General features: G+C 70.7%; 18 protein-coding genes. 10 read left to right on the top strand and 8 right to left on the bottom strand.

The annotated features are described in order from the left end of the window. Window positions 1-6: 6 nt before the first annotated feature. From ACZ41I_RS25950 to ACZ41I_RS25925, 6 genes are all read right to left on the bottom strand, one after another. A complete protein-coding gene (locus ACZ41I_RS25950; protein WP_363214658.1) occupies window positions 7-1671 on the bottom strand; it encodes a M4 family metallopeptidase in 1665 nt (554 codons plus the stop codon). A gap of 237 nt (window positions 1672-1908) precedes the next feature. Beyond that, window positions 1909-3960 carry a M4 family metallopeptidase gene (locus ACZ41I_RS25945; RefSeq protein WP_468515141.1) on the bottom strand — a complete coding sequence of 684 codons (2052 nt, stop codon included), beginning with the start codon at window positions 3958-3960 and terminating at the stop codon, window positions 1909-1911. Between the two features lie 377 nt (window positions 3961-4337). Further along, window positions 4338-4982 carry a response regulator transcription factor gene (locus tag ACZ41I_RS25940; RefSeq protein WP_363214655.1) on the bottom strand — a complete coding sequence of 215 codons (645 nt, stop codon included), beginning with the start codon at window positions 4980-4982 and terminating at the stop codon, window positions 4338-4340. After that, on the bottom strand, window positions 4972-6237 hold the full coding sequence (locus ACZ41I_RS25935; RefSeq protein WP_399776779.1) for a sensor histidine kinase: 1266 nt from the start codon (window positions 6235-6237) through the stop codon (window positions 4972-4974). Before ACZ41I_RS25935 ends, ACZ41I_RS25940 begins: the two co-directional genes overlap by 11 nt. A gap of 25 nt (window positions 6238-6262) precedes the next feature. Continuing rightward, a complete protein-coding gene (locus tag ACZ41I_RS25930; RefSeq protein ID WP_363214652.1) occupies window positions 6263-6997 on the bottom strand; it encodes an ABC transporter permease in 735 nt (244 codons plus the stop codon). After that, the gene (locus ACZ41I_RS25925) at window positions 6994-7914 is read right to left on the bottom strand and encodes an ABC transporter ATP-binding protein (RefSeq protein ID WP_363214651.1); all 921 of its coding nucleotides are present in this window, start codon (window positions 7912-7914) and stop codon (window positions 6994-6996) included. Before ACZ41I_RS25925 ends, ACZ41I_RS25930 begins: the two co-directional genes overlap by 4 nt. 206 nt (window positions 7915-8120) lie before the next feature. Between ACZ41I_RS25925 and ACZ41I_RS25920 the strand changes: the two genes are divergently transcribed. Continuing rightward, window positions 8121-9908: an ABC transporter ATP-binding protein gene (locus ACZ41I_RS25920; RefSeq protein WP_468515140.1), complete on the top strand. Its 1788-nt coding sequence runs from the start codon at window positions 8121-8123 to the stop codon at window positions 9906-9908. Beyond that, window positions 9905-11776 (top strand): ABC transporter ATP-binding protein, encoded by a 1872-nt coding sequence (locus ACZ41I_RS25915; protein WP_468515139.1) that lies wholly within the window; start codon window positions 9905-9907, stop codon window positions 11774-11776. The genes ACZ41I_RS25920 and ACZ41I_RS25915 overlap by 4 nt, the downstream gene beginning before the upstream one ends. Window positions 11777-11918: 142 nt before the next feature. Here the strand turns inward: ACZ41I_RS25915 and ACZ41I_RS25910 are convergent, their stop codons facing one another. Further along, window positions 11919-12416: an RICIN domain-containing protein gene (locus tag ACZ41I_RS25910; protein ID WP_399776787.1), complete on the bottom strand. Its 498-nt coding sequence runs from the start codon at window positions 12414-12416 to the stop codon at window positions 11919-11921. Between the two features lie 101 nt (window positions 12417-12517). Beyond that, window positions 12518-14779, bottom strand: a complete 2262-nt coding sequence (gene glgX, locus ACZ41I_RS25905; protein ID WP_399776790.1) for a glycogen debranching protein GlgX — start codon at window positions 14777-14779, stop codon at window positions 12518-12520. Window positions 14780-15066: 287 nt separating this feature from the next. On the opposite strand from glgX, the gene ACZ41I_RS25900 reads away from it, so the two are divergent. The 8 genes from ACZ41I_RS25900 (at window position 15067) to ACZ41I_RS25865 (ending at window position 22535) form a co-directional block, all read left to right on the top strand. Beyond that, window positions 15067-16290, top strand: a complete 1224-nt coding sequence (locus ACZ41I_RS25900; RefSeq protein WP_399776792.1) for a L,D-transpeptidase — start codon at window positions 15067-15069, stop codon at window positions 16288-16290. Between the two features lie 156 nt (window positions 16291-16446). After that, window positions 16447-17700 carry a L,D-transpeptidase gene (locus ACZ41I_RS25895; RefSeq protein WP_468515138.1) on the top strand — a complete coding sequence of 418 codons (1254 nt, stop codon included), beginning with the start codon at window positions 16447-16449 and terminating at the stop codon, window positions 17698-17700. A 76-nt stretch (window positions 17701-17776) separates the two neighbouring features. Then, a complete protein-coding gene (locus ACZ41I_RS25890) occupies window positions 17777-18544 on the top strand; it encodes an enoyl-CoA hydratase/isomerase family protein (protein WP_363214644.1) in 768 nt (255 codons plus the stop codon). Window positions 18545-18873: 329 nt separating this feature from the next. After that, window positions 18874-19377 (top strand): ATP-binding protein, encoded by a 504-nt coding sequence (locus ACZ41I_RS25885; RefSeq protein ID WP_363214643.1) that lies wholly within the window; start codon window positions 18874-18876, stop codon window positions 19375-19377. A gap of 103 nt (window positions 19378-19480) precedes the next feature. Further along, window positions 19481-20284 (top strand): polysaccharide deacetylase family protein, encoded by an 804-nt coding sequence (locus tag ACZ41I_RS25880; RefSeq protein WP_468515137.1) that lies wholly within the window; start codon window positions 19481-19483, stop codon window positions 20282-20284. After that, on the top strand, window positions 20284-21471 hold the full coding sequence (locus tag ACZ41I_RS25875) for a YncE family protein (protein ID WP_363214641.1): 1188 nt from the start codon (window positions 20284-20286) through the stop codon (window positions 21469-21471). The genes ACZ41I_RS25880 and ACZ41I_RS25875 overlap by 1 nt, the downstream gene beginning before the upstream one ends. 77 nt (window positions 21472-21548) lie before the next feature. After that, on the top strand, window positions 21549-22154 hold the full coding sequence (locus tag ACZ41I_RS25870) for an ADP-ribosyltransferase (protein WP_399776798.1): 606 nt from the start codon (window positions 21549-21551) through the stop codon (window positions 22152-22154). Between the two features lie 168 nt (window positions 22155-22322). Beyond that, a complete protein-coding gene (locus ACZ41I_RS25865) occupies window positions 22323-22535 on the top strand; it encodes an EF-hand domain-containing protein (RefSeq protein ID WP_116147008.1) in 213 nt (70 codons plus the stop codon). Window positions 22536-22549: the final 14 nt, after the last annotated feature.

Below are 22549 nucleotides of genomic sequence, written 5' to 3'. Positions count from 1 at the left end.
GCTCGGTCAGCTGGTGACGTTGACCGCGGTCCAGGTCGCCGCCACCGTCTTGTACTCGGTGCTGCCGGACCCGTACAGGTCCGACGCCGCGCTCAGGGTCGCCGCGCGGGCGTCCGAGTAGTCGGTCGTCGAGGTCATGTACTCGGTCAGCGCCTTGTACCAGATCTGCAGCGCCTTGGCGCGGCCGATGCCGGTGATCGTCGAGCCGTTCTTCGTCGGGGAGTTGTAGGTCACCCCGTTGATCGTCTTCGAGCCGCTGCCCTCCGAGAGGAGGTAGAAGAAGTGGTTGGCGACACCGGACGAGTAGTGGACGTCCAGGTCGCCGACGGAGGAGGACCAGTAGTCCGCCGAGCCGCCGTCCTTGCTGGGCTTGTCCATGTAGCGCAGCGGGGTGCCGTCGCCGTTGATGTTGATCTTCTCGCCGATGAGGTAGTCACCCTTGTCGGACGAGTTGTTGGCGTAGAACTCCACGCCCGTGCCGAAGATGTCCGAGGTGGCCTCGTTCAGGCCGCCGGACTCGCCGCTGTAGTCGAGGCCCGCGGTGTTGGCCGTGACGCCGTGGCTCATCTCGTGGCCCGCCACGTCCAGGGACGTCAGCGGGTCGGTGTTGCCCTCACCGTCGCCGTAGGTCATGCAGAAGCAGCTGTCGTCCCAGAAGGCGTTCACGTACGAGCTGCCGTAGTGGACGCGGGAGTAGGCGCCGACACCGTCGTTCTTGATGCCGCTGCGGCCGAAGGTGGACTTGTAGAAGTCCCAGGTCTCCGCCGCGCCGTAGGCGGCGTCGGCGGCCGCGGTCTGGTCGGACGAGGAGCTGGAGGCGGTGCCGGTGCCGAAGGTGTTGGTGGAGCTGGCCACCAGGGTGCCCTTGCCGGACGTCTTGCGGGCCAGGTTGTAGGTCTTGTGACCGCCCCGGGCGCTGTCGGTCAGGTTGTACGTCGAGCCCGACTGCGTGGTGTTGAGGCTGACCGTGCCGGAGTACAGCGTCTTGCCGGTGCCGGTCGCGTTCTCGATGCCCTGGTACTGGAAGAGCTTCTTGCCGGTGGCGGCGTCGGTGATGACGTGCAGCTGGTTCGGGGTGCCGTCGTCCTGCAGACCGCCGACGACCGTCTCGTAGGCGAGGACCGGCTTGCCGGAACCGGCCCAGATCACCTTGCGGGCGCCGTTCGCGGCGGACTTGGCCGAGCCGAGGGTCCGGGCGGCGGACACCGCCTGCTTCTCGGCCTTGGCGGCGGTGATCTGCGGCTTGAGCGACGCCACCTTGATGGCGGCCTTGGCGGCTCTGGTGACGCCCTTGGTCGCACCCGACTTGGCGGTGTGCACGACGAGGTCGCCGCCGAGCACCGGCAGGCCCGCGTAAGTGCGCTCGTAGCGGGTGTGGACCGTGCCGTCGGCGTCCTTCACGACGTCCTTGACGACCAGCTTCTCCTTGGCGCCGAGGCCTATCTTCTGCGCGGTCTCGGCCGCGCCCGCCTGCGCCTGCTGGATCAGGGAGGTGCGGGCGGCGGCGGTGAGCGCGGTGGGCGCCGCGGCCGGCGGCTTGGCGGCCGTGGTGCCGGCCGGGGTCTGGGCGGAGGCGCCGGTGGCCAGACCGGTGGTGACGAGGGCTCCGGCGGCGACGGCGGTGGCGATGGCCAGAGTGGTGCGCGTGTGACGCGCGTAGCGGGGGCTCACGCAAGCTCCTTCTCGTGGGGAGTCCGGTCAGCGTGGGGTTACTGGCCGGAGAGGTGGGGTGAAGCTCTGCGGCGGGTGAAGGAAGAGTGTCATCAGGGGCGCGTACATGTCATGACCCTGAAGTGATGTTGGCCTGAAAGTGACTGTTTGAGAAACGTTTCAGGGGTGTTAACCGGGGTCGTCCGAGGGTGCCGGACCCTCGGACGACCCCCAGTTCCCGGGCCTGTGGCGCTCGGTTTACGGGAACGTCAGCTTCCAGCTGTTGATCGTTCCGGTGTCGTAGGTGGCTTGATCCTGCACCCTCAGTTTCCAGGTGCCGTTGGCCGGTTCCGCGGAGGCGTTGACCGTGTAGGTCTGCTTCACGTTGTCCGCCGAGTCCGAGGAACTGAAGTTCTTCAGGCGGTATGCGGTGCCCGACGGGCCGACGAGATCGATCACCAGGTCACCCCGCCAGGTGTGCGTGATGTCGACGCCCACCTGGAGGTTGCTCGGCGCGTTTCCGGTCCTGCCGGAGACCGTGATGTTCGAGGTGACGGCCGGCCCGTTGTCCGGGATGGCGACCGGGGTGGTGCTCTCGTACGACGTACCGCCGCCGTCTCCGCCGCCGGAGCGCGCGCCGACCGCGACGCCCGCCCACGCGTCCTGCACCGCCTTGTACTCGGCGCTGGAGGTGCCGTACAGCTCACCGGCCGCCGCGAGGGTGCCGGTGCGGGCGCCCGCGTAGTCGGTGGTCGACGTCCACTTGGTGGTCAGCGCCCGGTACCAGATCTGCAGCGCCTTGTCCCGGCCGATGCCGGTGACCGGAAGTCCGTCCGCGGTCGGCGAGTTGTAGCTGACGCCGTTGATCACCTTGGCGCCGCTGCCCTCGCTGAGCAGATAGAAGAAGTGGTTGGCGACGCCCGAGGAGTAGTGCACGTCGAGGTTGCCGACGCCCGAGTACCAGGAGTCCGCCGAGCCGCCGTCCTTGCTGGGCTTGTCCATGTAGCGCAGCGGGGTGCCGTCGCCGTTGATGTCGATCTTCTCGCCGATGAGGTAGTCGCCGACGTCGGTGGAGTTGTTGGCGTAGAACTCCACGCCGGTGCCCATGATGTCCGAGGTGGCCTCGTTCAGGCCGCCGGACTCGTCGCTGTAGTCGAGGCCCGCGGTGTTGGAGGTGACGCCGTGGCTCATCTCGTGCCCGGCGACGTCGATCGCGGTCAGCGGGTCCTTGTTGCCGGAGCCGTCGCCGTAGGTCATGCAGAAGCAGCCGTCGTCCCAGAAGGCGTTCACGTACGAGTTGCCGTAGTGGACGCGGGAGTAGGCGCCGACGCCGTCGTTCTTGATGCCGCTGCGGCCGAAGGTGTTCTTGTAGAAGTCCCAGGTCTCCTGCGCGCCGTAGTGGGCGTCCGCGCCCGCGGTCGCGGCGTTCGACGTGGTGCCGTTGCCCCAGGTGTCGTTGCTCTGGGAGAACAGGGTGCCGGTGCCCGAGGTGCCGTGGTTGAGGTTGTACGTCTTGTGGCCGCCGCGCGCCCCGTCGGTCAGTGTGTACGCCGACCCCGAGTGGGTCGTGGTCAGGTTCACCTGGCCGCTGTACTGGGTGTTGCCGATGCCGGTCTCGATGCCCTGGTACTCGTAGAGCTTCTTGCCGGTGGCGGCGTCGCTGATGACGTGCAGCCGGTTCGGGGTGCCGTCGTCCTGGAAGCCGCCGACGACCGTCTCGTACGCCAGGACGGGCTTTCCGCCCGCCGCCCAGATCACCTTGCGGACGGAGTCCGCCGCCGACCTGCTGCCGCCGAGGGCCTTGGCCCGCTGTACGGCCTGCTTCTCCGCCGCGGCCTTGGACACGGCCGGGGTGAGACCGGCGACCTTCAGCGTGGCGCCGGTGGCCCTGACGACCTCCATGGTCTTGTTCGACCTGGACTCCACGATCAGGTCGCCGCCGAGCACCGGAAGGCCCGCGTAGGTGCGCTCGTAGCGGGTGTGCAGAGTGCCGTCGGCGTCCTGGACGACGTCCTTGACGACCAGCTTCTCCTGGGCGCCGAGGCCGAGGGAACGGGCGGTGGCGGCCTTCGTCGCGTCGGCGTGGCGCAACAGCTCGACGCGCTGCGAGGGAGTGAGCTCGACCGCGACATGGGCCGGATTCATCCTGCCCGCCTGCGGCTTGGCCGGTGCGGCGGTGGCCGCGCCGGACTGGACGGCGGCGGCGATCAGGGCGGCGACGCCGGCGAGGGCGACGGTGGCGGTGCGGCGGTGCGCTGTGGGGTGCGGTGCTGTGTGGGAGGTGCGTCTGCGAGAGGAACTGCTGCTCACACTGACTCCTTCTGCGTGACCGCGGGTCGCGCGGCCAGGGGAGACCGGACGGTGGGTTGGGGCGTCCGGGCAGAACAGGGCGTTACGCGGAACCACGTGCAGGCCGGCTCACGCGGAGCAGAAGAGCTGTGGGGTTGCTGTGAGTCGGCCAGGGAAGAGTGACAGGGGATCACCGCACCTGTCAGGACCGCGTCACAAACTTGGCCGGAAATGGTCCGTTGACCGGATGTTCATGTTCGCTATGCGGACCGGTTGCCCGGGCGGCGGTCACCGGGGCAGCCGTACACCGGAAGTGGTGGCGGAACGTCTGCGGACCGCTGCCGAACCGGTGTGCGTGCCGCACATGCCGCAAGGACCAGTCGGCCAGGCATGGACGATCAGCCCAGGATCCCCCGGTCGTACCCCACCGCCACCGCCGCCGCGCGGTCGTTGACGCCGAGCTTGGCGTACAGGTGGGTGAGGTGGGTCTTGACCGTGGCCTCGCTGATGAACAGCTCGCGGGCGATCTCGCGGTTCGACGTGCCCTTGGCGACCAGGGCCAGCACCTCGCGCTCGCGCGCGGACAGGGGCTCGGCGCCGGGCCGGCGGGGGGTGCGGACCGCGTGGACCAGACGGGAGGCGACCGCGGGGGAGAGGACCGTACGGCCCTCGGCGGCGGCCCGGACGGCGGTGAACAGCTCGTCGCGCGGGGCGTCCTTGAGGAGATAGCCGGTGGCGCCCGCCTCGATCGCGGGGAGCGTGTCGGAGTCGGTGTCGTACGTGGTGAGCACGAGAACCCGGGCCCTGGTGCCGCGCCGGGCCAGCTCGCGGATGGCGTCCACGCCGGAGCCGCCGGGCATCCGCAGGTCCATCAGGACCACGTCCGGGTCCAGGGCCGCGGCCCGGTCGACCGCCTCCACGCCGTTCGCGGCCTCGCCGAGCACGGCGAAGCCGGGGGCGGACTCGAACATGCCGCGCAGGCCGTCGCGGACGACCGGGTGGTCGTCGACGATCAGCAGGGAAATAGGGGTTTCAGCGGTCATCGCGTACCAACGGTACGCGAGCCGACACCGCCGTGCCGTTCCCCGGCTCCGCCTCGACCGTCAGGGAGCCCGCGATGCGTTCGGCGCGGGCCCGCATACCGTCCAGGCCGAAGCCTCCGTTGCGGGTGCGCTCCGGTACGGCGGCCGGGTCGAAGCCGGTGCCGTCGTCGCGGATGTCGAGGGTGACCTCGTCGCCCATGAAGGAGAGGGTGACCCCGACGCGGGTGGCGCGGGCGTGCCGGGCCGCGTTGGACAGGGCCTCCTGGGCGATGCGCAGCAGCGTCGCCGAGACCTCGTCGTGCAGGTGCTCGGTGGTTCCGGTGACGGTGAACTCGGCGCGTATTCCGGTGCGTTCGCCCCATTCGGCGACCGTCTTCTTCAGCGCCTCCGGGAGGCCGTCGGCGGCCAGGGCGACCGGGGCGAGGTTGTGCACCGAGCGGCGGGCCTCGCCGAGGCTGTGCCGGGCGAGCGCGGAGGCACGCTCCAGGTGGGTGCGGGCGGTGGTCAGGTCGGGGGCGTTCGCCACGACCTGGAGCTGGGCGATGATCCCGGTCAGGCCCTGGGCGATGGTGTCGTGGATCTCGGCGGCGAGACGGCGGCGCTCGTCGGCGACGCCCGCCTCCCGGGCCTGGACGAGGAGTTGGGCGTGCAGGGCGGCGTTCTCGTCCAGGGCCTGCTGCAACGCCGTGTTGGTGCGCTCCAGTTCGGCGATGGTCGCGGTGCGCTCACGGGACCGCTGCGTCTCCTGCACGGTGAGATGGGAGACCACCATCTGCAGGCCGGAGTTGGCGATCAGGAGTGCGGCGAAGACGATCCCCTGCGTTGCACTCTCGAACGGCAGCCCGCCGGCCTGCGCGCCGGCCACGGTGACCGCGCTGGCGAACAGTCCGAGCCGCAGCCACCTGCGCGGGAGCAGTTCGTCGGCGTCCATGTAGCCGCTGGCGGCGTAGAACGCGAAGAACGGGTTGATCCAGGTGAGCGCGAACGCGATGGCCCAGCGGACCACGTAGTACGCCGTCCCGGCCCGGGACGGCGTCCGGCCGCGGTCGGGCCTGCCGGGACGGGTGCCGTGCCACCACAGCTGGAGCGCGCCCGCTGCGACCGTCAGCGCTCCGGCGGCGTACCACTTGGCGGGAGCGGTGTGCGGGTCGGCGGAGGCGACCGAGAGGGCGGCGCCGATGCCGAGCAGCCCGTGCGGCCCCCAGGTGTGCAGTTGCTCCCAGCGCCGGTCGATCTGCCTGTCCCTCGCGGTCATGTCCCCAGTCTGCACGGCCGGCCACCTACTCCCAGCGGAACCAGCGCGCCGCTCCCGCCGTCAGCAGCACCGTCCAGCCCGCGAGCACGCCCAGGTGGTCCCAGCCGGGCCAGTCACCGGCGGCCGCCTCGCCCAGGGCGCGGGCCGCCGCGCCGAACGGGGTCAGCTGCACCACCCGGGCCATCGTGTGCGGCATCTGCTGCACCGGCAGCCAGACACCCGCGCAGAACATCATCGGGAAGAACACCGCCGAGCCGATCGCCCCAGCGATCTTCGTGGTCCGGGACAGCGCGGAGACGACGGAGCCGAGGGCGAGGGCCGACGTGGTGGCGAGCAGCAACGCGAGCAGGTACCCGGCCGGTTGTCCGGGCAGCGTCACGTCGAAGGCGAGCCGGCCGACGACGAGCGCGAGCAGCGCCGAGGCCAGCGCCACCGTGCCCTGCACCACCATCTGCGCCGACAGCAGGGCGGAGGGCCGTACGGGGGTGAGCCGCATCCGGCGCAGGACGCCCCGCTCCCGGTGGCCGGTCAGGGCCTGGGGCAGCGCCTGCACACCGGACATGATCAGGGCGATCAGTACGGCGATGGGCACGTAGGCGTCGATCGGCCGCAGTCCGCCGAGCGACTTGTCGGCCTCCCGGAACGACGGGATCGAGCCGAGGATCACCAGCAGCAGCGTCGGGAACAGGAAGATCCAGAAGACGGCGCCGGGTTCCCGGCGGAACAGCCGGAACTCGGTGCGCAGGACGGCGGTGTTCATGCCGCGGCCTCCTTGGTCTGGGCGTCGGTCAGGTCGAGGAACGCGTCGTCGAGGGTGGCGTCGGTGACGCGCAGCTGGTGGGCGGTGACGTGGTGGCGGGCGAGCAGGGTGATGACCGCGTTCACGGTCTCGTCGGTGCCGGAGAGCGTGATCCGGCCGTCCTTGCGCTCGACCGAGGCGAGGGCCGGGAGAGTGGTGAGGTCGTGGTCGTCCAGCGGGGCCGACGGGGTGAAGCTGATGACGGTGGCGCCCGTCGAGCGGCGGATGAGCCCGGCCGGGGTGTCCAGCGCCGCGACCCGTCCCTTGTCGATGACCGCGATGCGGTCGCAGAGCCGCTGCGCCTCCTCCATGAAGTGGGTGACGAGCAGCACGGTGACCCCGCTCGCACGGACGTCCTCGATGAGCTGCCAGGTGTCGCGGCGGGCGCGCGGGTCGAGGCCGGTGGTCAGCTCGTCCAGTACCACGACCCGGGGGCTGCCGATGAGCGCCAGCGCGATGAAGAGGCGCTGCCGCTGCCCGCCGGACAGCTTGGCGAACCGGGTGCCGAGCCTGGGGGCGAGACCGAGGCGTTCGGCCAGGGGCCGCCAGTCGGCGGCGTTCGGGTAGAAGGAGGCGTACAGCTCCAGCGCCTCGCGCACGGTCAACTTGGGCTGCAGCTCGCTCTGCTGGAGCTGGGCGCCGAGGATCTCGGCGACCTTGTCGTGGTCGGCGACGGGGTCGTGTCCGGTGACCCGGACCCGTCCGGTGTCCGGCACCCGCAGCCCCTCCACGCACTCCACGGTGGTGGTCTTGCCGGCGCCGTTCGGGCCGAGGATCCCGAAGATCTCGCCCTCCTCGACGGCGAAGGAGACGCCGTCGACGACGGCCCGGCCGCCGTACGACTTGCGCAGATCGGTGACTTCGATGACTGATGGCATGCCTTGAGAATCCCGGGCGGGCGGGGTCCGCCACATCGGCCGGCCCGCTCGAAGAGGCATCGTCCGATCGGTTGATGCGGGCCTACGACCCCTGCGCGCAACGCGTGTACGAGGGGTCGAACGCGCAGGTCGTAGGACCAAGGACGGACCGGGGTCCGGCCGAAACTCAGTGGGCGATGTCAGTGCCGGTCCGTACGCTCGCGGTGATGCCCACGACACGTGCAACCACCGAGACAGGCCGTTCCGCCGTACGCACACTGCTGCGTCTGTGGCCGTACGTCCGCCCTGTGCGGGCACGGCTGTTCACCGCCGCGTTCGTCGCGATCGTCGCCTCCTGCACCGGGCTGGTGATCCCGCTCGTCCTGAAGTGGATGGTGGACGGGCCGGTCGCCGACCGGGACCCGGCGGGCGTCCGGCTCGGCGCGCTGTGGCTGCTCCTCCTCGGCATCGCCGAGGCGGTCCTGTTCGGCATACGGCGCTGGCTGGTGGCCCGTCCGCTGTCGCATGTCGAGGCGGAGATGCGGGCGGGGCTCTACCGGCATCTGCAGCGGCTGCCCGTCGCCTTCCACGACCGCTGGGCCTCCGGCCAGCTGCTGTCGCGGGCCACCACGGATCTGATGCTGCTGCGTCAGTTCCTCGCCTTCCCGCTGACGTTCCTGCTGGTCAACGGCGTCACGATCCTCGTCGGCGTAGTGATCATGCTGATGCAGGACTGGCCGCTGGGCCTGGTCGTCCTCGGTCCCGCGATCCCCGTGATGTGGACCTGCGCGGTCTTCGAGCGGCGGTACGCCGAGGTGGCGCGGCGGGCGCAGGACCAGGTCGGTGACCTGACGACGGTGGTCGAGGAGAGCGTGCTCGGCATCCGCATCATCAAGGGCTTCGGCCGGCACCGCAGCCAGGCGCGGGCCTTCCGCGAGCTGTCGGTCACCCTGCGCGGCACGGAGCTGCGCAAGGCGCGGCTGCTGGCCGCCATCTGGGGTGTCATCGTGACGCTGCCGGAGCTGGCGATCGGGGCGGCGCTGGTGCTGGGCGCGGTCCGGGTGGCCGACGGCGACCTGTCGGCGGGCACGCTGGTGGCCTTTCTGAGTACGGCGCTCGCTCTGCGGTGGCCGGTCGACTCGATCGGGTTCCTGCTGGCGATGAGCCAGGAAGCGGCGACGGCGACGGCGCGGTACTTCGAGGTGCTGGACGAGGTGCAGGAAGCCGGCGTGAGCGAGGGCGGTCGTGCCCCGCGCCCGGCCGGCCACGAGACCGGGCTCCGCTTCGAGAACGTCCAGTTCCGCTACCCCGACGCACCCCCCGACTCCCCGCCCCTTCTCACCGGCGTCGACCTGCACATCCGCCCCGGCGAGTCCATGGCCCTGGTAGGAGCCACCGGCAGTGGGAAGACCACCCTCACCGCCCTCGTCCCCCGTCTGCACGAGGTCACCTCCGGCCGCATCACCCTGAACGGCGTCGACATCACCGCGATACCCCGCGGGGAACTGCGCGCGAAGGTCGCCGTCGCCTTCGAGGAACCCACGCTGTTCTCCACCAGCGTCGGCGAGAACGTACTGATGGGAGCCCCGGACGGCGCCGGAGGACCGGACCTCGACCGCGCGCTCGCCGTCGCCCAGGCCGACTTCGCGCACGCCCTTCCCCAGGGCACCGACACCCGCGTGGGCGAGCAGGGCCTCAGCCTCTCCGGCGGCCAGCGCCAACGCCTTGCGCTGGCCCGCGCCGTGGTCGGCAGACCGGAGTTCCTGGTGCTGGACGACCCGCTGTCCGCCCTGGACGTGCACACGGAGGCGGCCGTGGAGGCCGCGCTGCGGCAGGTCCTCGCCGACACCACCGCGCTGATCGTGGCCCACCGCCCGTCCACGGTGCTGCTCGCCGACCGGGTCGCCCTGCTCTCGGACGGCCGGATCGCCGCCGTCGGCACCCACCAGGAACTGCTGCGCACCAACGCCGAGTACGCGCACCTGATGTCCGGGCACGAGGAGGACCCCCGTTGACCACCACGACCGCCTCCACCCCCACCGCCGAGGACGACGAACTCCCCGGCCCGCACCGGGAGAACAGCGGCGGTGACGGCGACGTCTTCGACCGGGACGTGCTGCCCGCCCCGCCCGGCGCCACGGCCGCCCTGCTGCGCTCCCTGCTCGCGCCCATGAAGGGCAGGGCCGCCCTCACCACCCTCCTGCTGCTGGTGCAGCAGGCGGTGGTGCAGGCGGGCCCGCTGCTGGTGGCGTACGCCATCGACAACGCCGTACCGGCGTTCCGGGACCACCGCCACGGCCCGCTGATCGCGGTGGCCGTCGGCTATCTGCTGTGCGCGCTGCTCTCGGGCGCGCTGCAGTTCGCGTTCGTCGAGGCCTCCGCCCGGGTCAGCCAGGACGTGCTGCTCGATCTGCGGGGCCGGATCTTCCGGCACGCGCAGGCGCTGAGCATCGACTTCCACGAGCGCTACACGTCGGGCCGGCTGATCTCCCGCTCCACGACGGATGTCGAGTCGCTGCGCGAACTCCTCGACGAGGGGCTGCAGGAGCTGGTGACCGTCGTGCTGTCCTTCGTCTACATCTCGGCGATGCTGCTGTGGCTGGACCCGGGTCTGGGCGCGGTCGCGGTGGCCTCCTTCGTGCCGCTGTACCTGCTCGTCCGGCTCTACCAGCGGCGGGCGGGACGGGTCTACCGGGCGCGGTCGACGGCGATCGCGGCGGTGATCGTCAAGTTCGTGGAGACGATGAACGGCATCCGCCCGGTGCGCGCCTTCCGCCGGGAGGCCGCGAACGACGCCGAGTTCGCCGTACTCAACCGGCGGCACGAGCGGACCAACGGGGACGCCCTGCTGGAGATGGCCCGCTATGTGGTCGGCTCGCGGCTGGTGGCCAACACGGCGGTCGCGGGGATCGTGCTGTGGGGCGCCTACCGGGTGGCGTCCGGCTCGCTGGAACTGGGCGTGCTGGCGGCCTCCGTCCTTTATCTGCGCAGGCTGTACGACCCGATCGACCGGCTGGGGATGTTCCTGAACTCCTACCAGTCGGCCGCCGCGTCCCTGGAGAAGATCGCCGGACTGCTGGCCCAGACCCCGTCCGTGCCGGAGCCGGCGAAGCCGCGTGAACTCCCGGCGCTCAAGCGCGACTACCCGGGCCGTGAGGTCGTCTTCGACGGCGTCCGCTTCGCCTACCGCACGGGTGGCGAGGTCCTGCCCCGCTTCGATCTGACCCTGCCGGCCGGGCAGACGGTCGCCGTGGTCGGCTCCACGGGCGCCGGCAAGTCCACGCTCGCCAAGCTCCTCGCCCGCTTCTACGACCCCTCCGAGGGCCGGGTGCTGCTGGACGGGGTGGATCTGCGCGAGCTGCCCGTGCCGGAGCTGCGGCGCGGGGTGGTCATGGTGACCCAGGAGGCGTTCCTGTTCTCCGGCACGGTTGCGGACAACATCGCCATCGGCCGGCCCGACGCCACCCGCGAGGACATCGAGCGGGCGGCGAAGGCGATCGGCGCGCACGAGTTCATCAGCGCACTGCCCGACGGCTACGACACGGACGTGCGCAAGCGCGGCGGGCGCATCTCCGCTGGGCAGCGCCAACTGGTCGCCTTCGCCCGCGCGTTGCTCGCCGACCCGGCGGTGCTGATCCTGGACGAGGCGACCAGCTCCCTGGACGTCCCGGGCGAGCGGGCCGTGCAGCGGGCCATGTCGACGGTGCTGCGCGGCCGTACGGCGGTGGTGATCGCGCACCGGCTGTCCACGGTGGAGATCGCGGACCGGGTGCTGGTGATGGAGCACGGCCGGATCGTCGAGGACGGCCGTCCCGGCGAACTCATCGAGGGGACCGGCCGGTTCGCGGACCTCCACAAGGCGTGGCGGGACAGCCTGGCCTGAACCGATCCGGGGACCGCGGGTTCAACGGGAGTTCACGCGGGCTGTGGTGGGTGGGCGACGGGCCGCATGCCCGCCGCCCTGGAGGCAACCGGCACCCGCTGCGGCTCCCCGGGGCCCGCAGTGACTCCGGGGCGGTTGTCTGCTAGACCCACCGCCACTTCTGGTCCTTGTTGCCGTTGCAGCTCCACTGGATCGCATTGGTGCCCTTGCCGAAGCTGCCGTACCCGGCAAGGCACATGTTGGAATTCCTGTTGATGATCTCGGCTCCGCTGCCCGACTTCCAGTACCACTTCTGGTCGGGGTTCCCGTTGCAATCCCACACCGAGACGTCTGCGCCCCGCGACTTCGAGCCCCCGTAGCTGCCCAGGCATTGGCCGTTGCCGTTGATGATCTGGTAGAAGTTCCCGCGGACGTCTTCACCGACGTAATTGAATTGCCAGGTCTGGTCACGGTTGCCGTTGCAGGTCCACATGTATCCGACCGTGCGGTCGGACCCGTTGAGGCTCCCCAGGCAATAGCCATAACCGTTTCTCAGACTGTGACCGCCCGCCGCCGATGCCGTCGGCGCGAACCCGACCGCCGTCACCAATGCGGCCGATATAGCACCTGCCGCGATCGATGTGCGCGCAAGCTTGTTCATAGCCGGAATCCCTTCAGGAATCATCCATGAGTGCATTGTGCGATCAGGGCACAGGTGAGCTGCCCCCGCCGGATGATCATAGCTGAGGGACCATCAGATGATCACTGAGGACGACCTCGGGCCACCCTCAGCAGCAGCACCGTCCGCTCCGGTACCGTGATCTCCGTACCCGCCGGGTGGACCGTGCCCGGGGCCTGCGACTGGTCCTCCCGGGAGGTGTCCACGACCACCTCGTACCGCTCGGCCCACGGCGGCCCCGGCAGGGCGAAGCCCGTCGGGCCGTCACCCGCGTGCAGGATCGCGAGGAAGCTGTCGTCCGTGACCGGTGCGCCCCGCTCGTCCCGGCCCGGGATGTCCCGGCCGGAGAGGTACATGCCGAGCGTGGCCGCGGGGGCGTACCAGTCGTCCTCGGTCATCTCCGCGCCCCGCGGGGTGAACCAGGCCAGGTCGCGCAGCCCGTCCGCCGAGTGGGCGCGGCCGGAGAAGAAGGCGCGGCGGCGCAGCACCGGGTGCCGGTGCCGCAGGGCGATCAGCCGGGAGGTCAGCTCGAACAGGGGTCGCCAGGCCGGGTCGTCCAGCAGGGACCAGTCCAGCCAGCTGACCTCGTTGTCCTGGCAGTAGGCGTTGTTGTTGCCGCGCTGGGTGCGCCCGAGTTCGTCCCCGGCCACCAGCATGGGCACGCCGGTGGACAGCAGCAGAGTCGTGAGCAGGTTGCGCAGCTGACGGCGGCGCAGGGCGCGGATCCGCTCGTCGTCCGTCTCGCCCTCCGCCCCGCAGTTGAAGGAGCGGTTGTCGTCGGCGCCGTCGCGGTTGCCCTCGCCGTTGGCCTCGTTGTGCTTGCGCTCGTACGACACCAGGTCGCGCAGCGTGAACCCGTCGTGCGCGGTGACGAAGTTGACCGAGGCGTACGGGCGCCGGCCGCCCCAGGCGTACAGGTCGCTGGAGCCGGACAGCCGGTAGCCCATCTCGCGGACGTCCGGCAGCGCGTGCCGCCAGAAGTCCCGGACGGCGCCCCGGTAGCGGTCGTTCCACTCGGTCCACAGGGGAGGGAAGGCACCCACCTGGTAGCCGCCCGAGCCGATGTCCCACGGTTCGGCGATCAGCTTCACCCGGCGCAGCACCGGGTCCTGGGCGATGACGGCCAGGAACGGGGAGAGCATGTCGACGTCGTGCATCGAGCGGGCCAGCGCCGCCGCGAGGTCGAAGCGGAAGCCGTCCACGCCCATCTCGGTCACCCAGTAGCGCAGCGAGTCGGTGATCAGGCGCAGCACCTGGGGCTGGACCACGTGCAGGGTGTTGCCGCAGCCGGTGTAGTCGGCGTACCGGCGGGCGTCGCCCTGGAGACGGTAGTAGCCGCGGTTGTCGATGCCCTTCAGGGACAGGGTCGGGCCCAGTTCGCCCGCCTCCGCCGTGTGGTTGTAGACCACGTCCAGGATGACCTCGATGCCGGCCGCGTGCAGCGCGCGCACCATCCGCTTGAACTCGCCGACCTGCTGTCCCGTCGTACCGGAGGCCGCGTAGGCGGCGTGCGGGGCGAAGTAGCCGATGGAGTTGTAGCCCCAGTAGTTGCGCAGGCCCCGGCGCAGCAGATGGTCCTCGTGCGCGAACTGGTGCACCGGGAGCAGTTCGACGGCCGTCACGCCCAGCGCCACCAGGTGCTCGATCGCCGCCGGGTGCGCCAGGCCGGCGTAGGTGCCGCGCAGGTCCTCCGGGACGCCCGGGTGCAGCCTGGTGAAGCCGCGCACGTGCAGTTCGTAGATGACGGAGTCGGCCCACGGGGTCTTCGGCCGGCGGTCGTCCTCCCAGTCGTCGTCATCGTCGACGACGACTCCCTTCGGGACGTGCGGCGCCGAGTCCCGGTCGTCGCGCACGGTGTCGGCGACATGCTGCTCGGGCCAGTCCCGGACGTGCCCGTACACCTCCGGCGGCAGCCGGAACTCGCCGTCCACCGCGCGCGCGTAGGGGTCCAGCAGCAGCTTGGCCGGGTTCCAGCGGGCGCCGGTCCACGGGTCCCAGCGGCCGTCCACCCGGTACCCGTAGCGCTGACCCGGCATCACGCCCGGGACGAAGCCGTGCCAGATCTCGTGCGTCAGTTCGGTCAGCGGGATCTGGGTCTCCCGGCCCCGCTCGTCGAACAGGCAGACCCGGACCGCCTCGGCCCCGCCCGCCCACAGCGCGAAGTTGGTGCCCGCGACGCCGTCCGGGCCGACCCGGAACCGGGCGCCCAGCGGTGTCGGGGCGCCCGGCCACACCACCGGGGCCGGCACCGCGGCGCGCCGTGCGCCGTTCACCACGGCCGGCTGCTGCCCGGTCCCGGCGGCCGGCTCCCCGGCCGGTGCCCGCTGCTCGGCTGCGCTCGTCACCTGTCGGCCCCTCTTTCAGTGGCTCGCCCCCGGGGCGGCGCAGTCGGCCGTGCCGAAGAGCCGAGCGCGCCCCGTGGCACCCTCGGCCGGCCGGTACGGCTGCGCCCCGACGGCAGGGGGCGCCCTCTGGATCGCGCTTTCCGTCCCTTTCAGCGGTCTGATCCAAGAAGGCGCCCCCTCCGGCGCGGGCGCGGCGGCTCCCCAGCGTGTCGTCCTTCCCTCTGTTCTGCCCAGTGCATGGGTCGCACTCACGTTTCCCCGGAGCGTGCCCGGTCGTTGAGTCCCGCGTGAGGCACGTACAAGGACGCGCGCGGCGCGCGTGGGTCGCGCTGGCCGCCGTGGTGACATCGGCGGCATTGCTGGCAGGCTGCTCTTTCGGAGGCTCCGGCCCGCTCGGGATGGGCGGAGCGCTCGGCAAACCCCCGGCACCCCAGGACGTCATCCACGTCACCCCCGACGACGACAGCAGGGCCGTCCGCCCCGACCAGCGGTTGCGGGTGCGGGTGCCCGCCGGGCGCCTGGAGAAGGTGACCGTCGTACGGTCGCAGGACGCGCAGGACTTCCCGGTCCCCGGGCGCATCAGCGAGGACGGCATGACCTGGCGGCCGGACCGGGAACAGCTGGCGCTCGCCGCCAAGTACACCGTCGACGTGATCGCGCGGGACGCGGGCGGCCGCCGCTCGGCCCGGCACACCACCTTCACCACACTTGTCCCGGATGAACGGTTCATCGGCTACGTCACCCCCGAGAACCGCGCCACCGTCGGCACGGGCATGATCGTCTCGCTGACCTTCAGCCGGGAGATCACCGACCGCGCCGCCGTCGAACGCGCCGTGCGGGTCAGTGCCCGCCCGGCCGTCGAGATCCGCCCGCACTGGTTCGGCAGGAGCCGCCTGGACTTCCGCCCCGAGCAGTACTGGAAACCCGGCACCGAGGTCACCGTCGACCTGAACCTGAGGGACGTCCAGGGAGCGCCCGGTGTCTACGGGCTGCAGGACAAGACCTTCTCCTTCACCGTCGGCCGCAGCCAGGTCTCCCTGGTGGACGCGGAGGAGCACACCATGGCGGTACGCCGGGACGGCCGGCTGCTCGCCACCGTGCCGATCACCGCGGGCGCCCCGAAACACCCCACCTACAACGGCAAGATGGTGGTGATGGACATGCTGGAGGTCACCCGCATGAACAGCCGCACGGTCGGCCTCGGCGCCGAGTACGACATCCCCGACGTCCCGCACGCCATGCGGCTCACCGACTCCGGCACCTTCCTGCACGGCAACTACTGGAACCCGGACGCCCCCGGCGTCGTCAACATCAGCCACGGCTGCGTGGGCCTGAGGGACGTCAAGGGCGGCAGTTCGGACACCCCCGCGGGCTGGTTCTTCGACCGCAGCCTCGTCGGCGACGTCATCGAAGTCGTCAACAGCAAGGACAGGACGGTCGCTCCCGACAACGGCCTCGGCGGCTGGAACATGCCCTGGAAGGAGTGGAAGGCGGGCAGCGCGGTGAAGTAACCGGGTGAGGGGCCGGGGTCGGGTGGAGGTGACAGGTGGAAGTTGCGACGGAATGGTGACAGTCGCCTGACACCCCGCTCAAAACCGGGCGGTTAATATGCGCGGACCAAGGTGGTGGGGAGCGGGCCTGATCAGGCCCGGCGAGGGGAGAACGCGTTGAACGTGCGGCCTGTATCGGGGGCGTCGGTGGCGGGGCCGGGGAGGCGAACGACCGATGGTAAGGGGCGAGGCCGTAAGGGGCTGGCTCTCATAGCCGGCGCCCTGGTGCTCTCCCTCGCCGCGTGCGGCGGGGGAGGGGACGAGGGCTCGGGCAAGGGCAAGAACGGCGGCTCGCAGCAGGCGGGGCAGCAGTCCGCCGCCGCCGTCACCATATCGCCCAAGGCCGGTACCACCGGCGTCGATACCAGCGGCGCACTCAAGGTCGATGTCGCCAAGGGCAAGCTGACCGAGGTCACCGTCAAGGACGCCAAGGGCCGTGCGGTCGACGGCACCATCACCGGCGGGGGCGCGTCCTGGACGCCGTCGACCCATCTGGCCGCCTCCACCAAGTACACCGTGCACGCGGTCGCCAAGGACTCCGAGGGGCGCGAGGCCGCCGAGGACTCCTCCTTCACCACCCTGACCCCGAAGAACACCTTCCTCGGCAACTTCACCCCCGAGGACGGCTCCACCGTCGGCGTCGGCATGCCGTTCTCCGTCAACTTCACCCGGGGCATCACGCACCCCGACGCGGTCGAGAAGGCCATCAGGATCAGGACCGAGCCGGCCGTCGACGTCGAGGGCCACTGGTTCGGCAACGACCGCCTGGACTTCCGGCCCGAGAAGTACTGGAAGGAAGGCACCAAGGTCACCGTCGACCTCGATCTGGACGGGGTCGAGGGCCGCGCCGGCGTCTACGGCAAGCAGCACAGGACCGTGAAGTTCACCATCGGCCGCAACCAGGTCTCCGTCGTGGACGCCAAGAAGCACACGATGAAGGTCACCCAGGACGGCAAGGTCATCAAGACCATCCCGGTCACCACCGGCAAGCCCGGCTACGAGACCTGGAACGGCCAGATGGTCATCAGCGAGAAGCTGAGCGTGACCCGCATGAACGGCGAGACCGTCGGCTACGGCGGCGAGTACGACATCAAGGACGTCCCGCACGCCATGCGCCTGACCACCTCCGGCACCTTCCTGCACGGCAACTACTGGGGCGGCGACGCCTTCGGCAACTACAACGCCAGCCACGGCTGCGTCGGCCTGCGCGACGTGCGCGGCGGCTACGACGGCTCCGTCCCGGCCGCCTGGATGTTCAGCCACTCGCTCATCGGCGACGTGGTGATCGTGAAGAACTCCCACGACCGCACGGTGGACCCGGCCAACGGGTTCAACGGGTGGAACATGTCGTGGGCGGACTGGAAGAAGTGACGGTTCACTGAGCGGGCCCGGTGCTGTGACCTACGGCACCGGGCCCGCTGTCGTTAATCCCCGTTAACCTGCCTCCATGACCGTCTCTCTCGAAGTCGCCGAAGGCGTCGGAACCCTGCGCCTGGACCGGCCGCCGATGAACGCGCTGGACGTCGCCACCCAGGACCGGCTGAAGGAGCTCGCCGAGGAGGCCACGCGCCGCGACGACGTGCGCGCCGTGGTCATCTACGGCGGCGAGCGGGTGTTCGCGGCGGGCGCGGACATCAAGGAAATGCAGGACATGGACCACACCGCGATGGTCCTGCGCGCCCGCGCCCTGCAGGACTCCTTCACGGCCGTGGCCCGTATCCCCAAGCCCGTCGTCGCCGCCATCACCGGCTACGCCCTCGGCGGCGGCTGCGAACTGGCTCTGTGCGCCGACTACCGCATCGCCGCCGAGAACGCCAAGCTCGGCCAGCCCGAGATCCTGCTCGGCCTGATCCCGGGCGCGGGCGGCACCCAGCGGCTGCCCCGGCTGGTCGGCCCGTCCAAGGCCAAGGACCTCATCTTCACGGGCCGCCAGGTCAAGGCCGACGAGGCCCTGGCGATCGGCCTGGTGGACCGGGTCGTCCCGGCCGCCGAGGTGTACGAGCAGGCGCACGCCTGGGCCGCGAAGCTGGCCCAGGGCCCGGCGATCGCCCTGCGCGCGGCGAAGGAGTCGGTCGACACCGGCCTGGAGACCGACATCGACACCGGCCTCGCCGTCGAACGGAACTGGTTCGCGGGCCTGTTCGCCACCGAGGACCGCGAGCGCGGCATGCGCAGCTTCGTGGAGGAGGGGCCGGGCAAGGCCAAGTTCCTCTGAGGTGCGTGGAGGTTCTTCCGAGCACCCCTGATCGTCAGCGGTGTGAACTTCCCGCAACCCCTGCGGGGCGTCCTGCCGTTGACGCCTCGTCTCGTCCGGGTCCCTCGATGGGGCGGTTTATGGGAGCCTTAAGGCAGCCTTAAGCCTGCTCGGTCGAGGGAGCCTGTCGATTGCCCGGATGTGAGCCGTCATCGCAGGTCAACCAGACCGTACTGGCGAGAAACATGCCGTCGGCATATGCCGTTCGACGAGTGGAGAGCGGGGGCGCACAGGGGGCGTATTCCTCCGGAACGGCCCCCAGGACGGCTCCGGGCCGCCATGATGGGGGCATGGCGGGGCTGGAGGGCATCGAACAGCCGCGGGGACACAGCCGTGCGGCCGCGGCACGCTGGTCGCCCGCGGTCGAGGACGAACAGGCGCTCAAGGCGCTCGAACTGTTCGGCAACCCGACGGAGGCGGAGGTACCGCTGCCGTCCCGCCCGGAGTCCGCGGCCACCGCCCGCCGGCTCGCCCAGATCGTCGTCCTGCGCACCTGGCGGCTGACTCCCAAGCTGGCGGAGGACGCCGTCTTACTCGTGTCCGAACTGGTCGGCAACGCGGTACGGCACACCGGGGCCCGGGTGTTCGGCCTGCGGATGCGACGCCGTACCGGCTGGATCCGCGTCGAGGTCCGCGACCCCTCACGCGGCCTGCCCTGTCTGATGCCGGTCCAGGAGCTGGACGTCAGCGGCCGCGGACTGTTCCTCGTGGACAAGCTGTCGGACCGCTGGGGCGTGGACCTGCTGCCGCGGGGCAAGACGACGTGGTTCGAGATGAGGGTCGCCGACCGATAGCGCAGACGGAGTGCGCCTGTCGATAGCACCGTTGAGGCGACGACGACCCGAAATCGTCCCTCTTTCGGGCCAATCGGAGGTTTTCTTACCTCTCGCCCCTTAAATGGTGCGGGTGACCACCACCAACCGACGCGAGGTGCTGCGCGCGGGCGCCGGGCTCGTCGCCGGCGGCGCGCTCGCCGCCGGTTGCGGTGCGGGCCGGTCCGCCCCGTCCCCCGCCCCGACCGCCGCCTCCCCGCCCCCGTCCTCCACCGGCCGACCCGCGGCCAGTGGCAGGGCCGCCCCCGCCCCGCGCGCCTACCCGGGGCAGCCCGCCCAGATCAGCCACGGCCCGCGCACCCGCCCCAAGGTCGCCCTCACCTTCCACGGCCAGGGCGACCCCGGCATCGCCCACTCCCTGCTCACCACGGCCGAGCGGTACGGCGCCCGACTCACCGTGCTCGCCGTCGGCACCTGGCTGGACGAACACCCCGACGTCGCCCGCCGGATCCTCGACGGCGGTCACGACCTCGGCAACCACACCCAGCGGCACATCGACGTCAACGCCCTGGCCGAGACGGACGCCCACAAGGAGATCACCGACTGCGCGGACCGGCTGAAGCGGCTCACCGGTTCCATCGGCACCTGGTTCCGCCCGTCCCGCTCGCCGACCGCCACCCCGCTGGTCGCCCGGCTCGCCCGCGCCGTCGGCTACCCACACGTGCTGTCGTACGACGTCGACTCGCTCGACTACACCCGCCCCGGCGCCGCCGCTGTCACCCGGAACGTTCTCGCCGAAGTACGCAGCGGGTCGGTGGTGAGCCTGCACTTCGGGTATCCGGACACGGTCGCCGCCCTGCCCGACCTCCTCCACGAACTCGGCCGCCGCGACCTGCGCGCGGTCACCACCACGGAGCTGCTGAGCTGATGCGAACCATGAAAGCCGCCCGCCTGCTGGCCGCCGGTGCCGCCCTCACCGCCCTGACGCTGCTGTCCGCGTGCGACTCCGGCTCCTCGCACCAGGAGAAAGAGGCCATCGGCAGCAAGGCCCCGTTCCAGCCCCGGGTGAACCAGCCGCGGGTGAACGTGCTTCCCGGAATGCCGCCGGTCGAGGACCCGAAGGACCTCTACTCCGCCGACCGCCCGGGCCGGCTCTCGCCGGTCGTCAGGGACTTCCCGTCCCGCGTGTACGTCCCCAACACCAACTCCGACACCGTCACCGTCATCGACCCGAAGACCTACAAGGTCATCGACACGATCCCGGTCGGCCACCAGCCCCAGCACGTCGTACCGTCCTGGGACCTGAAGACCCTCTGGGTCAACAACGACCTCGGCAACAGCCTCACCCCGATCGACCCGAGCACCGGCAGGGCCGGCAAGCCGGTCGCCGTGCACGACCCGTACAACCTGTACTTCACGCCCGACGGCAAATACGCCGTCGTCATGGCCTCCATGGACCGCGAGCTGGTCTTCCGTGACGCGCACACGATGAAGACCGTCAAGGCCGTACCGGTCAGCTGCTACGGCGTCAACCACGCCGACTTCTCCCCGGACGGGCGCTACTTCATCGTCTCCTGCGAGTTCAGCGGCGAGGTCCTCAAGGTCGACACCGCGCGGATGAAGGTCATCGAGCAGGAGAAGCTGCCGTTCCACGGAGCGATGCCGCAGGACGTCAAGATCTCCCCGGACGGCAAGCTGTTCTACATCGCCGACATGATGGCCAACGGCCTGTGGATCCTCGACGGCGACAAGTTCACCCGGCCCGAGTTCCTCTACACCGGCAAGGGTGCCCACGGTCTCTACGTCAGCCGCGACTCCCGTGAGATGTACGTCTCCAACCGCGGCGAGGGCACCATCTCCGTCTTCGACTTCACCCGGAACCGGCTCACCAAGAAGTGGCACCTGCCCGGCGGCGGCAGCCCCGACATGGGCGGCGTCTCCGTCGACGGCACGATCCTGTGGCTGTCCGGCCGCTACAACTCCGAGGTGTACGCCATCGACACCCGCACCGGCAGGGAACGGGCCCGCATCAGGGTCGGCAGCGGCCCGCACGGTCTCGCCGTCTACCCGCAGCCGGGCCGCTACTCGCTCGGGCACACCGGCATCTTCCGCTGACCGCCGGTCAGCCGGACACGCCCCCGAAGGGGTGGTGATCCACGGTCCGCCGCCGGTGAGCCGCGATCGTGTCGAGCATGATCACAACTCGCCTGCGGCGGCGGCTCCTTGTCGTCGTCCTGTCCCTCGGCGCCGTCTTCGCGGGTACGGCCGCCACTGCCCCCACGGTCCCCGTCGCGGCGGCTTCAGCGAAGGCCGCGCCCGCCTGTCCCCAGTTCGACGACCGGATCAAGGCCGCCGCCGACCGGCGCGTCGACCTGGACCGGATCACGCCGGCGCCCGCCTGGCGCACCACCTGCGGCACCCTGTGGCGCAACGACAACCGCGCGCCGGAGATCATCTTCGAAGAGGGCTTCCTCCCGCGGGACGTGGTGAACGGGCAGTACGACATCGAGCAGTACGTCCTCGTCAACCAGCCCTCGCCGTACGTCTCCACGACGTACGACCACGACCTCTACAAGACCTGGAAGTCCAAGTACAACTACTACATCGACGCGCCCGGCGGCATCGACGTCAACAAGACCATCGGCGACACCCACAAATGGGCCGACCAGGTCGAGGTCGCCTTCCCCGGGGGCATCGCCCGGCAGTACGTCGTCGGCGCCTGCCCGGTCGACAAGCCGACGAAGACCGAGATCCTGGACGACTGCGTCAGCAATCCGTACTACCGGCCATGGCACTGATGGACCGGACAAGTTGGCGGTCGTCATCAAGGGCGAGCAGGAGCCCCCGAGGTTCCAGGAGGGGTACGGGTGGGTGGTCGCGGCGCTGAAGGCCTGGCCGGGCCGTTAATCTGACCAGCGTCAGTACGCCAGCACGGCATGAGAAACACGACCAAAAGGGGCGGATCGGTGGCGGACATCGAGGAAGCACGCAAGCAGTTCCAGCGGATCGACGCGGACGGTGACGGATTCATCACCGCCGCCGAGTTCAAGTCCGCCCTGGCCCAGGAGGGCGACTGGAACGTCACCGAGACGGTTGCCGAGGCCATCATCAGGCAGCGGGACCTGAACGGTGACAAGGTCCTGTCCTTCGACGAGTTCTGGGCCTACCTGAACAAGTGACGTGCGCAAGGGGG

This window comes from Streptomyces sp. NPDC030799, from assembly GCF_055572255.1.
The sequence above is the reverse complement of the archived record's forward strand: the minus strand, read 5'-3'. Positions and strand labels throughout refer to the sequence as shown.

Excerpts from the sequence above, each read along its gene's own strand:
- ACZ41I_RS25880 (WP_468515137.1), top strand. The coding sequence starts at position 19,481 with ATGGTGCGGGTGACCACCACCAACCGACGCGAGGTGCTGCGCGCGGGC.
- ACZ41I_RS25910 (WP_399776787.1), bottom strand. The coding sequence starts at position 12,416 with ATGAACAAGCTTGCGCGCACATCGATCGCGGCAGGTGCTATATCGGCC.
- ACZ41I_RS25930 (WP_363214652.1), bottom strand. The coding sequence starts at position 6,997 with ATGAACACCGCCGTCCTGCGCACCGAGTTCCGGCTGTTCCGCCGGGAA.
- ACZ41I_RS25875 (WP_363214641.1), top strand. The coding sequence starts at position 20,284 with ATGCGAACCATGAAAGCCGCCCGCCTGCTGGCCGCCGGTGCCGCCCTC.
- ACZ41I_RS25870 (WP_399776798.1), top strand. The coding sequence starts at position 21,549 with ATGATCACAACTCGCCTGCGGCGGCGGCTCCTTGTCGTCGTCCTGTCC.
- ACZ41I_RS25890 (WP_363214644.1), top strand. The coding sequence starts at position 17,777 with ATGACCGTCTCTCTCGAAGTCGCCGAAGGCGTCGGAACCCTGCGCCTG.
- ACZ41I_RS25935 (WP_399776779.1), bottom strand. The coding sequence starts at position 6,237 with ATGACCGCGAGGGACAGGCAGATCGACCGGCGCTGGGAGCAACTGCAC.
- ACZ41I_RS25940 (WP_363214655.1), bottom strand. The coding sequence starts at position 4,982 with ATGACCGCTGAAACCCCTATTTCCCTGCTGATCGTCGACGACCACCCG.
- ACZ41I_RS25920 (WP_468515140.1), top strand. The coding sequence starts at position 8,121 with ATGCCCACGACACGTGCAACCACCGAGACAGGCCGTTCCGCCGTACGC.
- ACZ41I_RS25885 (WP_363214643.1), top strand. The coding sequence starts at position 18,874 with ATGGCGGGGCTGGAGGGCATCGAACAGCCGCGGGGACACAGCCGTGCG.
- ACZ41I_RS25925 (WP_363214651.1), bottom strand. The coding sequence starts at position 7,914 with ATGCCATCAGTCATCGAAGTCACCGATCTGCGCAAGTCGTACGGCGGC.